The sequence below is a fragment of the Flavobacterium algicola genome, assembly GCF_022399565.1.
Classification (GTDB): domain Bacteria; phylum Bacteroidota; class Bacteroidia; order Flavobacteriales; family Flavobacteriaceae; genus Flavobacterium; species Flavobacterium algicola.
The window spans coordinates 277822-295024 of the sequence record NZ_JAJTUT010000003.1; the positions used below are offsets into that span (position 1 = coordinate 277822).

The following is a 17203-nucleotide window of genomic DNA, read 5'->3' on the forward strand; positions in this document are numbered from 1 at the left end:
GACTGACCAAAAAACACAAATCAACCCAACCAACTCTTATGGATTCTTCTTCAAAAATTCCTATTGTATCTCGCAAGGTACTTTTTCCATTTATTCTAGTAACGTCATTATTTGCATTATGGGGTTTTGCCAATGCTGTTACCGACCCGATGGTAAATGCATTTAAAAAAGTTTTAGAATTATCAAATACACAAGCATCTTGGGTACAAATGGCTTTTTACGGCGGTTACTTCTGTATGGCTTTGCCCGCAGCATTATTTATGCGTAAATATTCGTATAAAGTTGGTGTACTTATCGGTCTCGGTTTGTATGCTATTGGGGCATTATTATTTTATCCAGCAGCAATTACAGAACAATTTTGGTTCTTTTGTTTAGGTTTGTATGTACTTACTTTTGGATTGGCATTTTTAGAAACAGCTGCAAATCCTTATATCTTGGCGATGGGGGCAAAGGAAACAGCAACCCAACGCCTTAATTTAGCACAGTCAGTTAATCCAGTAGGATTAATTGCCGGTTTATTGGTGGCTAAGTTTTTTGTTTATGACCACTTACAATCAGATGATATCACTGATTTTGGAGCATTAGATGAGGCTCAAAGAGCCATGATTAGAGTAGCCGATTTGGCAGTTATACGAGATCCTTATGTTATTTTAGGCTTGGTAATATTAGCAGTTTTCTTTTTATTCTTGGTTAATAAAATGCCGCAGTCAAAAGAAGAAGGAGATATGCCAAGCTTATTAGATACTTTCAAAATATTAGGAAAGAATACAAAATACGTTTTGGGCGTAGTTGCACAAATTTTATACGTTGGTGCACAAATAATGTCTTGGACATACATTTATCAGTATGCAGAAGCAATTGACTTAGCAAATGTTGGCGTACAAGGCTACGAAAAAGTAGATGTGTTCTCTTATCAATTTATCGCATTTGTTCTATTCACAGTTGGTCGTCTTGTTGGAATCGCTTTGTTACGTATTATGAGCCCCGGAAAATTACTCATGTCCTTTGCAATACTTGCAATGGCATTTGTATCTGGCGCTATATTTATCGAAGGTATGGTTGGGCTGTATTGTGTAGTCGGAATTTCGTTTTGTATGTCATTAATGTTTCCCACTATTTACGGTATAGCATTAAATGATTTAACAGAGGAACAGTCAAAGGTAGGTTCTGCAGGTCTTGTAATGGCAATTGTTGGTGGAGCTTTATTACCAATGTTTCAAGGAATGATTATCGATGCTGGAGGTAACGGTGTAGCAGATACAAAAATAGCAGGTGTTTCTGAGGTCAATTTTTCATTTATTTTACCGCTGATTTGTTTTCTATATATCGCTTGGTATGGATTCCATATTTTTTCGAAACATGAGAAGAAAATCATTTAAACTCTAATATAAAAATGATTATCATTCAACATTAAAGAGCCACAATTTCTTCATATTAAAGCTAATCAATTGCTAAAAAAATCAGTAATATATCTGTTATTTTTAGCAATTTTTTTCTTTAGTATCTATATTTTACCAATTTATTATTCTATTGCCTACCTAGATGCTAATAAGCGCTAATTAAATTAATAGATGTCTCACTTCCATAATAGGTATTTAGTTTTTTTCATAATTACTTGCTGTGATAATGATAAAAGCGAAATAATTTTTCGTCAACCTCTTCTTCTTATTTATTTACTTTTATCATTAATTTTCCTATTCCTATCGAACTAAGTTAAAAATTTGGTGTTAAGGCTTCAAATACTATTACGTTATAGTGGATAATTTTACAGTTTTCGTTCTTTATTTTTGCCTATTGTAGCTATGCTTTAAGTAAAATTCTGTTCTAATAGTTTATCTTTGCGTGGGTTAAATTATTCCTATTTTGCAACGTTTATATGCGTTGAGAATAGATAATTTATACCATTCTAAAAATGAAAAATAGAAATTTTTTAGAATCGAAATATAAAATACTCTTCTCTTGAAGTTGTATAATTTAACACTAATTCGCATTATAATAAAGCACTATATGAAAAAGCATTGTTTTGCCTTGGATTTGATTGATGATTGTAAATTAATTGAAGAATATAAGATATACCATAAGAATGTCTGGCCAGAAATAATAGATAGTATTAAAGAATCTGGTATTACTAATTTAGAAATATTTTTGGTAGGAAATAGAACTTTCATGATCATGGAGGTTGATGATACGTTTTCATTTGATAAAAAGAAGCACATGGACGATGAAAATCCAACAGTGGTGAAATGGGAAACTTTAATGTGGAAATACCAACAAGCATTGCCCGTAGCCAAAGAAGGTGAAAAATGGATTTTAATGGAGAAAATTTTCCAGTTATAAAACGTTTTATTCTACATAAATAAAGCGATTCAATCTTACTATAATTTCGATTAAATATAATAGGTCAGTAGAAAAGCAGATTTAATTAAAATCTTTTTTCTTACTGACCCATTTTCATTTTAGTCTATTCGAAAATAGTTGTAAAAACAACTTTTAATCTTTTTTATCATTTTGTTCTGTTTGATTTTGTTTTCTAATAGTAACATCATCTCCCACATTCATACCGTTTGCAATTCCAATCATAAAGGCAGTAATAAATAGCATTGCTTTCCTTTTTAGCCAAAGGAAAAGCTTTTGGGAATACCCCAAGTTGTTTTTTTTAAATTGATACATGAGTAGTTGATAATTGATTGTGTATAAATTATAATATTATCAATATGCTTAAAAAAGCACTGTTCCTAGAGTTTCAAATAAATCCAGGTCGCATGTATGCTATAATTGAGGTAATGTAGATATAATTTTGTTTAGAAAAATTTCCTGTATTTTAAATTTATCTATATGTAGAGAAAAAGTTTTATTTAGCTTTAATGAGATAGTTGTTTTCAGACTGTGAACTGTTTGTAAATCAAGCTGCTCAAGTTGAAAAGGAGCAAAGTAAGTAGCGCAATTTAAAGAACTTTTTAATCTATATGTTGTGCAATGATGGTCAACTGTAGTAGCTGTATTTGCATGATAAACCTGGAAATAGTCAGTTTTGTCGGAGGTATTGTTTACAGTGAAATTATCAGCCATCAACATCAATGTCAATAATAATGAAATAAGATATTTTAAACGGTTTTGCAAATTATTGAATTTAAAAAGTAATATAAGAGGTTTGTAAAAAATTAAGTTTCACTTGTTACACTTTGTAAAATTAGTGTTTTATTCATTAAGTGATTATTATTTTTAATTACTTTAATGCTTTAAAACAATAATCTGACCATAAAATTTAATTTTCGAACTTGCCTGAAAGAATCATCAGTTGAAGTTCATTTTTTATTTTAAGTTTTTAGAATTTGATTTAAACTCCTAAAAGGAATACCTTTGATTAAAGCAGGTAGAATCTGTTATGATTATGAAAAGAAAAGACATTCAACATATTAAAATTAGGGAAGCAACTCCAAAAACCGGAGAAATTAAAGGGAAAGAAACCTTTATGACATCGGAGGAAATTCCAATTGCCACTAATTATTCTGACGAAGATGTGAGCGATGCCCCACATTTGGATTTTGCAGCAGGTTTCCCTCCCTACTTACGTGGGCCTTATGCCAACATGTATGTATCTAAGCCTTGGACTATTCGACAATATGCCGGATTTTCGACTGCTGAGGAAAGCAACGATTTTTACAAGAAAAACTTAGCATCTGGTCAAAAAGGATTGTCAATAGCATTTGATTTACCTACACAAAGAGGTTATGATTCAGATCATGAGCGCGTTACCGCAGATGTAGGCAAAGCAGGTGTTGCGATAGACTCTGTAGAAGATATGAAAAGATTGTTTGATGGAATCGCATTAGATGAAATTTCTGTTTCCATGACGATGAATGGTGCTGTGCTACCCATAATGGCATTTTATATTGTGGCAGCAGAAGAGAAAGGGATAGCTCCAGAGCAATTGATAGGAACAATTCAAAACGATATATTAAAAGAATTTATGGTTCGTAATACGTATATCTATCCACCAGAGGCATCGATGAAAATTATTTCAGATATTTTTGATTACACCTTTAAAAAGTTACCAAAATTTCATTCTATTTCCATATCTGGTTATCACATGCAGGAAGCAGGAGCTACGGCTGATCTTGAACTGGCATACACCTTAGCAGATGGTTTAGAATACATTCGTACAGGATTGGCAACCGGAATGTCTATAGATGATTTTGCTCCGAACTTGTCTTTTTTCTGGGCAGTAGGAATGAATCATTTTATGGAAATTGCTAAATTGCGTTCTGCTCGTATATTGTGGGCCAAATTGGTGAAACAATTTGAGCCTCAAAATCCAAAATCAATGATGTTGCGCACCCATTGTCAAACTAGTGGTTGGAGCTTGACTGAGCAAGACCCGTTTAATAATGTATCGCGAACTTGTATAGAAGCCTCAGCTGCAGTTTTTGGAGGCACTCAATCTTTACATACCAATGCGCTAGATGAGGCAGTAGCTTTGCCAGCCAACTATTCGGCTCGAATAGCTAGAAATACGCAATTATATTTGCGTGAAGAAACCAAAATCACCAAAAGCGTTGATCCATGGGGCGGAAGTTATTATGTAGAAAGTTTGACAACTGAACTTACAGCAAAAGCTTGGACATTGATTGAAGAAATAGAATCTCTGGGAGGAATGACAAAGGCAATTGCTACGGGTATTCCTAAATTAAGAATTGAAGCTGCGGCTGCGAAGAAGCAAGCTAAAATTGACAGTAATCAAGAAACTATTATTGGAGTCAATAAATACCAGCTTCATAATGAAGAGGAATTATCTATCCGAGATATCGATAATAAAAAAGTTATGAGTCAGCAATTGAGACAAATTTCGAATGTAAAAGCAAATAGAGATGAAGTTTTAGTCGAAAAATGCTTAAACAACTTAACAGATTGTGCAAGAGATAAACAGGGAAATCTTTTGGAACTTAGCATTGAAGCAGCAAGAAATAGAGCTACTTTAGGTGAAATTAGTTTTGCCCTTGAAAAGGTTTTTGGTCGCTATATAGCCAAAGTAGAATCAAATGAGGGTTTATATGAAGCCACCATAGGAGAAGATCCTAAATTTGAACTAGCAAAACAGTTAACAATTGAGTTTACCAATAGTAATGGTAGTGCTCCTAGGATTATGATTGCAAAATTAGGTCAAGATGGTCATGATAGAGGTGCAAAAGTAATTGCGACTGCCTATGCTGATTTAGGTTTTGACGTTTTTATAAGTCCTCTTTTTCAAACTCCTACTGAAATTGCAGAACAAGCCATTGCCCATAATGTGCACTTTTTAGGAATTTCATCAATGACAGCCAGTCATAAGCTATTAGTACCGCAGGTAGTGCAAAATTTGCGTTCTCATAACACTAGTAAAATCAAAGTAATTGTAGGGGGCGTCGTGCCTGTTCAAGACTATGATTTTTTGATTGAAGCTGGCGTTTTTGCTATTTTTGGTCCTGGATCAGTCATTGCAGAAACAGTAATCAAATTATTGAAATCCGAATTGAAGGAAATATAAATAGTAGAATTAAAAAAAGTGCGATGTTATCTGTGAAGATGCATCGCACTTTTTTATCTTGAATAAGTAAGCATTCTAATTTAAACTAACTACCGCATTGTTATCAGGAACAATGAAAGAAGTATCATAACCTCCAAATGCCTTCATGTAGCTTCTGATAGAAGTACCGTAAGCATCTCTTAAATAACGTGATCCGTTACTTCTAAAAAATTTCTTTACTGATCCCGCACCACCTAAATGTGCTGCAGCAAGAATACCTGATTCTGTTATCTTAATACCGCTGACAACTTTGCCATCGTACTTTTCAATAACGTCACGTAAAATCCATTTGTTTTTCGCCAAGAGCGCTACAAATGCTTTTTCTTGCAATTTTGGACTGCCTAAAAATTTGGGGCTGTTTTCAATTCCGATTGTTTTTAGGGTTTCTACACCAAACTGGTATTTTCCTAAATAACCTAGGGTATTAATCTTTTTGTACTTCCCTTGGGACTCTTTGAAGCCGATTGCTTCTTTGAAACCAATAAATAAATTTCCAGTAAAAGGAATATTTAAATTGGTGTAATCTTCCTGTTCTTGTGATGGATATAAGTACTGAGATCCATCGGGGTTTTTTATTAAAAACCAATGATTAGAATCAATTTTAAGAGGTTTAAAACCTGAGCTTAAAAAAGCTATAATAATCGCTAATGTTGTATAAAAATACCATTTCTTTATCATAAATTGTTTTTCTTCAGAACGCTGTCACCATCTGAAATTTCTGCATGCAAATATACAAAAATTTTTATAAATCTGAAAGTCAGCTTGTTAAAGTTGGTTAAAAGTGAAGGAGATGAACCTTAACTGACTCGTTAGCTGTTATTTCTACTGTGGGTGCCGGAATTTTTATAGTGTTAAAAACAGTGAAAATAGTTTTTAAAAAATGCGATTTTGTGTCAATTTTCTTCAGGTCGACGTCAAAACTGAGATAAAATTGTCTTTTTCTGGCCAGTTGTTCGTCGTTAAAAATGAATAATTTATCGTCATCACCACTAAGCATTCCATCAGCTCCAAGTCCGACTGCAACATTAAGCCATTTGGGTATTTTTGAATCTTTTGCAAAGGAGTGCAAATTGACCGAGAGCCAATAAGTTTGACCATTATAATCTTTTAATAACTGCTCACTCATACTACTTCCCAAAAGTTCCGGTCGCTCTGCAGCATAAGGTGATTTTTGAAATGAAAACTTTGGAATTATGCGTTGTTCTTTCCAAATTAATTCTTGTGAAACAAAGAGCGCTGTACCCGATGCATTGGCAATTACATCTCCGATAGACGCTCCCCATTCGCTAGAAAAACCATCCAAAATTTCTACAGCAGTAAGAAAAGTAAAACCTAGACCTGCACAATATAGTAGTTGCTGCTGCTGCGTTGCACCACTCCATTGCAATAATTCGGCACCAAATCTTCCCATTTGGTAAGAGGAATAGCTATGACCCAACTTGTCCATTTGCAGCCATTCTTTATTATCGTTTATAAAATGAAATTTTGAACGAGGATAGTCAGCATACCACAATTGGTTCAATCCTATTAATGCTGTTGTCGCTGAAACGGCTTCGATGAGTAGAACCGAATTTTTCCTTTTGAGATGTAAAGAATCTGAGGGTTTTAGAAATGAAGAAATTCTGTTTTGAGCGTATGTAGGAGAAGTCATCACTCCTATACAAACAAAACAAAAGTATATTTTTTTATAATTCAAAATTATCTTTTTACTCCTTGACTATTAATCCAGTCTGAATATTTTTTTGCGTTTACGGTGTGCTCAGCATAAGTTGCTGCAAATTCATGATAACCAAATCGTTCTACGCTGGCGCAGAAATAGATAAAATCATTTTTTTCTGGATTTAACACTGCCTCCATAGCAGTAATGTCTGGCATTGCGATAGGACCAGGAGGAAGTCCGATATTTACATATGTATTATACGGGGAGCTCATGGTTAGATCGTTATAGAAAACACGTTTGATTACTTGATCAAAATTATTTGATTTCTTTTTTAATGCATAGATAACAGTAGGGTCGGCTTGTAATGGCATAGCAATTCTCATACGATTAAGGTATACACCCGCGATACGAGGTCTTTCATCTTTCTTCACAGACTCTTTATGAACTATAGAGGCAAGAATTGTTGCTTCTACGGGAGTTAAGCCCTGAAGTTTAGCTTTGGCAACACGCTCATCTGTCCAAAATTTACGATACTCTTTAATCATTTTATCTCTGAATTTTACTGCAGAAGTGTCCCAGTAAAATTCATAGGTATTAGGAATAAACATAGCAAAAACCGTTTCTTCATTAAAACCATTTTCTGCCATAAAAACAGAATCCTTAATTGTTTTAATCAATGAGATGCTATCAGCTTCGATTTGAGAACTTATTCTTCCAGCAAAATTTTCTAATCTTTCTTGATTATTAAATGCTAATTTCACAGGAACATTTTGTCTTAGTGATTTTACTAAGTCATAGCTACTCATCCCTTTTGTAAACAAAAAACGCCCCGATTTCACATTTTCTGGGTAATTACGTTTGCTAGCCACTAGCTCAAATCGGTCCATGTCTTCAACATAAGTTGCGATAATAGCTTTTGCCGTTGCATACGTTGCATCTGTTGGTATGTGTACGTAAATTTCCTTCTCTGAGAATTTAGTATTTACGGCAAATATTTGTCGTACGAGTATAAAGCCATATATCAATAATCCAGAGATTACTACAATAGCAGCAATTGAAATGATTTTTTTTAAGTTCAAAGTCTGAGTTTTAAATTTGCTACGTCAATTCGTCGACGCCCGTGTTTATTAATTGGTATATTCCTTCATCTTTATAAACACCATTTATAAGATTCCAGTCTTTTTTAATACCGATGCATTCAAAGTCAAATTTAGTAAAAAGTGCTTTACTAGCTTCGTTTTCCACGTTAATATTTGCATACAATTGATGCAAGTTAAGGTGTCGAAAAGAATAGTTAATCAAGAGGTTTAATGCTTCAGAACCAACATTTTGTTTGCGGTAGATATTGTCTTGAATCACAATACCTATTCCGGCTTTATTATTTTTGGGATCAAAATCAAAAATATCAATCAATCCTATAGCAGGAAAATCTTCTTCTATGCAAATGGCCAAGCGCAATTGTTTAGCTTCGTAAATATCTTGCTGTGCGTTTTCTAAATACTGACGAATTAAAAAACGGCTGTAAGGAGTTTGCGTATTGCTAACTTCCCAGATAGTCTCATCATTCTCCATTGCATAGACGAACTCTAGATCATTTGGTTCTAGGGCACGTAAATAAATGTTTTCTCCTTTTAAAGTGATCATCTGAAAGTTATGTGATATTGATGTATTATATGGTTACAGTTCCAGCAAAAACAAATTCTGCAGGACCGATCAAAAATACATTTGTATATGATTTGTCTTTCTTATCAAAAGAAACTGCTAGTTTACCGCCCTCTACATTTATATTCATTGCTGTCGCATCTGTTTGACCGGTGGCGTTCATCGCAATAGCAACGGCGGTTGCTCCAGTGCCACAAGCTAAGGTTTCGTCTTCGACTCCTCTTTCATACGTACGTAACGAAAAGGTAGTGTCATTTATTTTGCTAACGAAGTTAATATTACTACCCTCTTTACCATATAAAGGACCATAGCGTAAAGCAGCACCATTCTCCTTGATATTATAATTTTTTAAATCTTTAACCAGTTGCACGTGATGTGGCGAACCAGTATTCAAAAAAGTGTAGTCAGGTTGTTCATTAATAGTATCGACATCAATCATTTGTAAAGACACGATGCCATCTGTATTGATGCTAGCATGATGCAGACCATCTATTGCATTAAAAGTGGCATTGTTATCGACAACTCCCATTTTTTTAGCAAACGCAACCAAGCAGCGTCCTCCATTACCGCACATAGTACTTTGATTACCGTCTGAATTGTAATAAACCATCTTAAAATCTGTATCAGGGTCATTCTCCAATAAGATTAGTCCGTCACCACCAATTCCGAAACGTCTGTCGCATAGGTGAGCGATAACTTTTGTATTTTCTTTTGGAAAAGTTTCTGTTCGATTATCGACCATCACAAAATCATTTCCCGTTCCTTGGTATTTATAGAATTCTATTTGCATTTTTAAACTTTTTTCAATTACAAAAGTACAAATTCTAACAAACGAATTACTATTTTACTATAAAAGACTTAGAGTCGAATTTCAAGATATTTTCAAAAAAAATAAATTAAATTTAAATAACAATGAGATGTATAAAACCTAGTATTAATGAAAAGTTAAGCCGCGTTAAAGAGCGTTAAATAGTTATTTAGTAATCCATTTAAGTGTTAAATTTACAGCACAATTAATATAACTTAATGAAATATGAATAAAATTTCACAGCTTTTTATAGTTTCACTGATGAGTGGAGCTACTACTTTGGGAGCTTATAAATTATTTTTTGATAGTAACGCTCCTTTTTCTTTAGATAAAAAACCTTTGACAACTTTAGCAACTAATTCCTATAATAGGAATGTGGGTTTGTCATCTAATGTATTAGATTTTACAGAGGCGGCAGATAAAACCGTTCATTCTGTAGTCCACGTGAAGAATGTTTCTCGTAGGACAGTCTCAAATCCGATGTTGGAATATTTTTATGGCTATCAAGGAGGTCAATCACAAGAGCAAGTAGGTACGGGTTCTGGTGTAATAATATCTGAAGATGGTTATATAGTAACCAACAACCATGTCATCAAAGACGCTTCTGAAATTGAAATTACTTTAAATAATAGAAAATCCTATAAAGCCAAATTGGTAGGAACCGATTCTAAGATGGATATTGCATTATTGAAAATTGATGCAAACGAGAAATTACCATATACAACTTTTGGAGATTCAGATAATGTAAAAGTAGGAGAGTGGGTATTGGCTGTCGGAAATCCATACAATTTAACTTCTACGGTAACAGCCGGAATTGTTTCTGCAAAAGCTCGTAATTTGGGTGAAAACGGAATTCAGTCTTTTATACAAACAGATGCAGCAGTAAATCCAGGTAATAGTGGTGGAGCATTGGTCGATACACAAGGAAATTTGGTCGGAATAAATACGATGATTTCTTCAATGACAGGTTCCTATGTAGGTTATTCGTTCGCAGTACCTTCCAATGTGACTCGCAAAATTGTTGAAGATATAATGGAATTTGGGAATGTTCAAAGAGGAATTTTAGGTGTTGAAGGTGGTGAGCTAAATGCAATGGCATCCAAAGAACTTGGTATTTCTCAAACTGAGGGATTTTACATTAGTAGAGTCACCAAAAATTCAGGAGCAGAAAAATCAGGACTTCAAAAGGGGGATATTATTGTTAAATTAGACAGTCGTAGTATTTCAACTTTTGCAGACCTTTCTGGCTACATCAATACAAAACGTCCAAGTGATAATATTATAGTAACTTATGTGAGAGACGGAAAATCTAAAACGGCCAATGTAATTTTAAGCAAAAATGAATTTTTCTCTACTGAATTTAAAGGGATAGAATTAGAAAACTTAGAAGCGGCAGATAAAAAGCGATTTAAACTAAATTATGGAGTAAAAATTAAAGCAATCCATAATGAAAACTTAGCTCAATATGCAGATGAACTCACAGGAAATATTATTCTAAGTATAGATAGTGTAAAGGCATCAGACATAGAAACAGTGTCGTCCTTATTAAGTAAAAAAGACGAAAATCAAAGTATTCGATTAGAAATGATTAATAAAAAAGGCGAAGTAATTCGAATAATAATTTAATAACACATTGAAAATCAATTAAAACCAATTCTTTTATAAGGGTTGGTTTTTTTTATAAAAAAAAGTATAAATATATTTTACGAAATCGATTGAATAAAGTATTTTTGCAGTCGATTTAATAAATAAGGCTTATTTAAATCACATAAAAGTTAAATACAAAGATCAATTCAAAAGATTGATTATTGATTTACAGGATGTAACTGCTGAGGTTAAATTTTTAGTTTTTAGTTTTTAGTTCAAGTTTCAGATTAAGGTTTACAGCAGTTCTTCCTGATTTATGAAAATCCATCTCGCAAGAGGTGGATTTTTTTTTGGAGCACTAAGTACTGGTTTAATAGGACAAGTCGTCCTGCTCTACACTATATCTATTGCTTTGGCTATCGCCACACAATAGGATTCCGCTATGATCAGGGCTATTTTACAATCAATCATTTTCATAATAACATTTAAAGTAGAGCGCCAACTTTAACTTCATGGCAAGTTTTACGAATTCAATCAGTGATGCTTACTAGTAATACAATCTCAATGACAAATGATTTGGTATGAATAACAGAAACTAAGTTAATGCTGGGCTGGAATCTAGCGATTTAATAATTTCATATATAAGTTTTATCTTCTTTATTTATAATTTGATAAAAATGAATTATAAAATATATCCAATAAATCTTTGATTTTATCGTGAGCATTTTGGCTGAAAACGTAATTATATGATGAGAAGTCCAGTCTGTTTTAATTGTTTTTGACAATAAATGAATTTCCAAAAATTGCGTTAACTTATGCATATCAAAATGTTATATTTTTGCAAAAAATTTATAACTAAAATAAAATGAAAACAATAAAAGATTGGTTGCTCTCTGGATTACTGTTTCTAGTAGTTGCGACTGCATTTTCCCAAGGAAAAATCACTGGGACTATTACTGACGCCCAAGGGTCATTACCTGGTGCTAATGTTGCTGTCAAAGGTAATGCTACGGGTGTATCTGCCGATATTGACGGTAAATTTTCAATTAATACTACGGTTAGTTCTGGAGAATTAATTATTTCTTTTTTAGGTTACGAGCCTAAAAGTGTTAAGTTTTCTATCGCCAATGGAGCAACTAAGAATTTAGGCACTGTTGTTTTGATATCTAATTCAAATGAATTGGACGAGATAGTAGTTAAAAGTGGAGTAATAGATGTTGCTAAAGCAAGAAAAACTCCGGTTGCAGTTTCTACAATTAAAGCTATTGAAATTCAAGAAAAGTTAGGAACTCAAGAGTTTCCTGAAATTTTAAAAAATACACCTTCTGTCTATGTAACAAAGTCAGGTGGTGGTTTTGGAGATTCGAGAATCAACATTCGTGGTTTCGATCAAAAAAACATTGCGGTTATGATCAATGGTGCACCAGTAAATGATATGGAGTCTGGAGCTGTTTATTGGAGTAACTGGGCTGGATTGTCAGATGTAACCTCTGCAATGCAAGTTCAAAGAGGTTTAGGTTCTTCAAAGTTAGCAATTGCTTCTGTTGGAGGTACCATCAATATTATTACAAAATCTTCTGATTTAAAAGAAGGTGGTTCTGTATCTTCTGGTTTTGGTAACGCTAATTACTTTAAAGTACAAGGTTCTTACAATACTGGAGTAATGGAAAATGGTTTGTCAGCTTCTATTCTTTTGAGTGCTACTCAAGGTGATGGTTATATTGATGGAACTGAATTTGAAGGGCAAAATTATTACATTGCTTTAGGTTATAAATCAAAGAATGACAAGCATGATATTCAATTTACTTTTACTGGTGCACCTCAATGGCACAACCAAAGAAGTACTTATGTATCTATCGCTAATTACATCAAATATGGTTCTGATGGAGAACCAAATACTAGATACAATTCTGATTGGGGAACTCTAGACGGAAAAGAGTTCAATATGAAGAGAAACTATTACCATAAACCTGTAGGTTCTATTAATTGGGATTACAAAATAAATGAAACTACTAAATTGTCTACAATTGTATACGGTTCTTGGGGTCGTGGAGCAGGTGGAAGCGGTACAGGTGGAATAGCAGGTAATAATTATGTAAACGATAATTTGAGAACTGCAACTGGTTTGGTTGATTATGATAAAATTCAAGCATACAACTCTGGACTTCCTGTTTCTATAAACGGACAAACTAAAACCAGAACTATGATTGATAATCAGTTTCAAAATAGCGCGTCTACAGGAACTGCTACAAATACCACAAATGGGATCTCTCAGATTTCATCGTATAATTCTCATGACTGGTACGGTGCTATTGCAAGTTTAAACAAGCAATTAAACAAAAATTTAGTTTTAGATTTTGGTGTTGATGCTAGAACATACAAGGGTATTCACTACCAAGTATTGAATAATTTATTAGGAGGAAGTGTATTTATTGATAGTGGTAATAAAAACTTACCAGCAAATCAACAAATTACTAAGACTTATTCTGTAAGTCCATCATTCAACCCGTTCGTATCTGCAAGCGCAGATCAAAAAATTAATTTTGATTACGATGGTAAAGTGAACTGGGTTGGTGCATTTACACAATTAGAATATTCTAATGATGATTTAACTGCATTTGTTCAAGCCGCAATTTCACAACAAGGTTTTAAAAAGATTGACCGTTTTCAATATCCTGAATTCAATCAAGGTACAACGGTAGCAAATCCAGATTATGATTTAAGAGAAACTGATTATAAAAATATTACCGGTGGTAATGTTAAAGGGGGAGCAAATTACAACATAAATGAAAACCACAATGTTTTTGTAAATGCTGGTTACTACTCTAAACAACCATTTTTTAACTCTGTTTACCCAAATAACAAATCAAAGTTGAATGGAAATTTGACGAATGAAAAAATTACAGGATTTGAAGCTGGATACGGTTTCCGTAATAAATCAGTAAACGTTAATGTGAACGTTTACAATACAAAATGGAAAGATAGATACCAAAGATCTACTGATGGTGGTACTGACAACGTAGGAGGGTATTTTGATTTTTCTGGGATCACAGAAATTCACTCTGGTATTGAAGTAGAAGGAACTGTAAGGGTTACTGATAAATTAAAAATAAACGGGATGTTCTCTAAAGGGGACTGGAATTACAAAGGAAATAGTTTGAGTAACAGATACGATGTGTCCAATAACCCAATTGGAGGAGGAACTCCAACTACGTTATATTTGGATAAAGTAAAAGTTGGTGATGCTGCTCAATTAACAGCTTCTTTGGGTGCTGCTTATGAAGTTCTTACACGATTGACTGTTGATGCTAATTACAATTACAATGATGATTTGTATGCTTCTATCTCTCCAAATAACTTTTCATCTGAAACAAATAAAGGAGCTTTAGAATTACCTTCTTACGGTTTAATGGACGCTGGTCTTTCTTATAAGTTACTAGTTGGTAAAAAGAAAGATGATTCTGTTAACTTCAGATTAAATGTGAACAACGTTTTGGATAAAGTTTACATAGCAGAATCTAAAACAAATGTTTTTGCTAGTGATTTTGTTTCTGGAACTTCTGGAGCAACTTATGCTTCTTCTGGTGCTACTTACCAAGGAGTTGCAACTTCTAACAATGTTTACTTCGGATTTGGAAGAACTTGGAATTTTAGCTTACGTTATAATTTCTAATTAATTTTATAAATTATTTTAAAGGCGACATTCACTTCGGTGCAATGTCGTTTTTTTTTGCTAAATAATTAAAAATGTCTTAAAGCCAAAAGGCATCGTACTAATACGATGCCTTTTGTTTTTATAAAGATTGTAAAATGTTTATTTATTTTTCTTAGCTTTTATCATTGCTTCAAGTTGATCCCACAATTCTTCAGGTATGGCTTCAAGTAGATTAAATTGTCCGGCGCCTTTTAACCATTCTCCACCATCAATTACAACAATTTCACCATTTATATAAGCTGAAAAATCGGAGACTAAATAAGCTGCTAAATTTGCTAATTCTTGATGGTCACCAACACGTTGTAAAGGTACTTTCTTAGCCATGTCAAATTTCTCTGCCAAGTCGCCTGGTAGTAAACGGTCCCAAGCTCCTTTTGTAGGGAATGGGCCCGGTGCAATTGCATTGGTACGTATACCATATTTTGCCCATTCTACAGCTAAACTACGCGTCATAGCGAGTACTCCAGCTTTGGCTGTTGCGCTAGGTACCACATAAGCAGATCCAGTCCAGGCATAAGTGGTAACAATGTTTAGAACGGTTGAATGTTCCTGCTTTTTATCTATCCAATGTTTTCCAAATGCTAAGGTGCAGTTTTTGGTTCCTTTTAAAACAATATCGATTACAGTATCAAATGCATTGGCTGATAACCTTTCGGTTGGCGATATAAAATTTCCAGCTGCGTTATTAAGTAAAACATCTACTTTACCAAATGCTTTTAATACATTTTCTAGCATTGTCTCTACTTGATCATAATGTCTTACATCACATTGAAGTGGTAAACAAGTACCTCCTGTCGCAGTTTCAAGTTCAGAAGCTGTATTCTTCAATTTGTCTAAATCGCGAGAAGTTATAGCAACTTTGGCGCCTAATTCTAAAAAATACTGAGTCATAGCTTTACCTAAGCCACTTCCTCCACCCGTTACAACTATGACTTTGCCTTGAAGTGCATCGTCTCTTAACATTTTATCTTTAAAATTCATATGGTTAGCTTTTTAGTAAATATAAGTATTTTTCACTTACAATGCGTGCATAGTAAGTGAAAAAATAATTAAGCATTGTAGCATTTTTAAGATATTTGTTTACAAAGAGATTAACTTTTCTGCTGCTGCAGCAAGTGTGATATCCCTTTTTGCAAAGCAAAAGCGTATGAGTTTTTGATCCTTACCATTTGCATAAAAGGCGGAATTTGGAATTGCAGCCACGCCATGCTCAATGGTCAACCATTTGCAAAAGTCAACATCGCTTTTTTCTGAAATAGCGGCGTAAGAAGCTACTTGAAAATAAGTTCCCTCACAGGGAAGTAATTTAAAACGGCTGGTACTGAGTAAATTATTGAAATATTCTCTTTTCTTTTGATAAAATGGGGCTATATCTTCTAGTGTAACTACCTCAAGATACCTACTAATGGCTACTTGTGAAATACTATTTACACTAAAAACCATAAACTGATGTACCTTCTTTATTTCGATCATTAAATTTTTTGGAGCAATAAGGTATCCAACTTTCCAACCCGTAATATGAAATGATTTTCCGAAGGAGGAAATTATTATAGATTTTGCAATGAGCTTTTCGCGTGTATTAATTGAAATGTGTTTTTGTTCGAAAGTGATATATTCATACACCTCATCAGATAGTAATAATATGTTTGGATATTTTTCTAGAATTTTTTCCAGAGCCTCAATATCTGCTTGTGTAAAAATTCTGCCAGTTGGATTGTGCGGATTATTAATGATTATCATTCTTGTTTTAAAAGAACAAGCTTGATCCACCACAGTCCAATTCACCGTGTAGTCATTGTTTATAGGAATGCGGATGGCGATACCACCACTCATAATTATTGAGGGTTCATAAGAATCGTAACTAGGGTCTAATACAATAACTTCATCTCCTGTTGATAATAGTGCTTGTAATGTAGTATAAATACCTTGAGTAGCACCAGCAGTTACTAAAATTTCAGTACTCACCTGTACAATTCGATTATACTGCTTTTTGGTAAGTGTAGCAATTTGCTGAAGCAAGGGTTCATATCCAGCCATAGGCATGTATTGATGTACACTTTCCTGCAGTACATTCTCTGTGATTTCTATAAGTCGTTTGTCAACACTGAAATCAGGAAAACCTTGAGATAAATTAATTGCTTTATATTCTGAAGCCAACTGCGACATAGTTGAAAAGACACTTGCAACAACATTGGGGAGTTTGCTCAT

General features: G+C 33.7%; 12 protein-coding genes. 5 read left to right on the plus strand and 7 right to left on the minus strand.

The window, feature by feature from the left end; translation table 11 throughout:
- Window positions 1–38: 38 nt before the first annotated feature.
- From fucP to scpA, 3 genes are all read left to right on the plus strand, one after another.
- Entirely contained in the window at window positions 39–1379 is a 1341-nt protein-coding gene (fucP, locus tag LXH21_RS11965) for an L-fucose:H+ symporter permease (RefSeq protein ID WP_239866177.1), read from the plus strand.
- Window positions 1380–2007: 628 nt separating this feature from the next.
- Window positions 2008–2337, plus strand: coding sequence for an L-rhamnose mutarotase (locus LXH21_RS11970; RefSeq protein WP_239866178.1), 330 nt, complete (start codon window positions 2008–2010; stop codon window positions 2335–2337).
- A 1054-nt stretch (window positions 2338–3391) separates the two neighbouring features.
- On the plus strand, window positions 3392–5524 hold the full coding sequence (gene scpA, locus LXH21_RS11975; RefSeq protein ID WP_239866179.1) for a methylmalonyl-CoA mutase: 2133 nt from the start codon (window positions 3392–3394) through the stop codon (window positions 5522–5524).
- A 75-nt stretch (window positions 5525–5599) separates the two neighbouring features.
- Here the strand turns inward: scpA and LXH21_RS11980 are convergent, their stop codons facing one another.
- From LXH21_RS11980 to dapF, 5 genes are all read right to left on the minus strand, one after another.
- On the minus strand, window positions 5600–6241 hold the full coding sequence (locus tag LXH21_RS11980; RefSeq protein WP_239866180.1) for a peptidoglycan-binding protein LysM: 642 nt from the start codon (window positions 6239–6241) through the stop codon (window positions 5600–5602).
- 97 nt (window positions 6242–6338) lie between these two features.
- Complete coding sequence (locus LXH21_RS11985; protein ID WP_394799573.1) at window positions 6339–7259, minus strand: DUF2279 domain-containing protein; 921 nt, start codon at window positions 7257–7259, stop codon at window positions 6339–6341.
- Between the two features lie 2 nt (window positions 7260–7261).
- On the minus strand, window positions 7262–8302 hold the full coding sequence (mltG, locus tag LXH21_RS11990) for an endolytic transglycosylase MltG (RefSeq protein ID WP_239866181.1): 1041 nt from the start codon (window positions 8300–8302) through the stop codon (window positions 7262–7264).
- Window positions 8303–8321: 19 nt separating this feature from the next.
- A complete protein-coding gene (locus tag LXH21_RS11995) occupies window positions 8322–8867 on the minus strand; it encodes a GNAT family N-acetyltransferase (RefSeq protein ID WP_239866182.1) in 546 nt (181 codons plus the stop codon).
- 25 nt (window positions 8868–8892) lie between these two features.
- Window positions 8893–9675, minus strand: coding sequence for a diaminopimelate epimerase (gene dapF / locus LXH21_RS12000; RefSeq protein WP_239866183.1), 783 nt, complete (start codon window positions 9673–9675; stop codon window positions 8893–8895).
- Window positions 9676–9918: 243 nt separating this feature from the next.
- Here dapF and LXH21_RS12005 point away from each other — a divergent pair, with 243 nt between their 5' ends.
- Window positions 9919–11319 carry a trypsin-like peptidase domain-containing protein gene (locus LXH21_RS12005; RefSeq protein ID WP_239866185.1) on the plus strand — a complete coding sequence of 467 codons (1401 nt, stop codon included), beginning with the start codon at window positions 9919–9921 and terminating at the stop codon, window positions 11317–11319.
- An 826-nt stretch (window positions 11320–12145) separates the two neighbouring features.
- Complete coding sequence (locus LXH21_RS12010) at window positions 12146–14953, plus strand: TonB-dependent receptor (protein ID WP_239866187.1); 2808 nt, start codon at window positions 12146–12148, stop codon at window positions 14951–14953.
- Window positions 14954–15094: 141 nt separating this feature from the next.
- Here the strand turns inward: LXH21_RS12010 and LXH21_RS12015 are convergent, their stop codons facing one another.
- Complete coding sequence (locus LXH21_RS12015) at window positions 15095–15976, minus strand: SDR family oxidoreductase (RefSeq protein WP_239866190.1); 882 nt, start codon at window positions 15974–15976, stop codon at window positions 15095–15097.
- Window positions 15977–16075: 99 nt separating this feature from the next.
- On the minus strand, window positions 16076–17203 hold the full coding sequence (locus tag LXH21_RS12020) for a methionine aminotransferase (RefSeq protein ID WP_239866191.1): 1128 nt from the start codon (window positions 17201–17203) through the stop codon (window positions 16076–16078).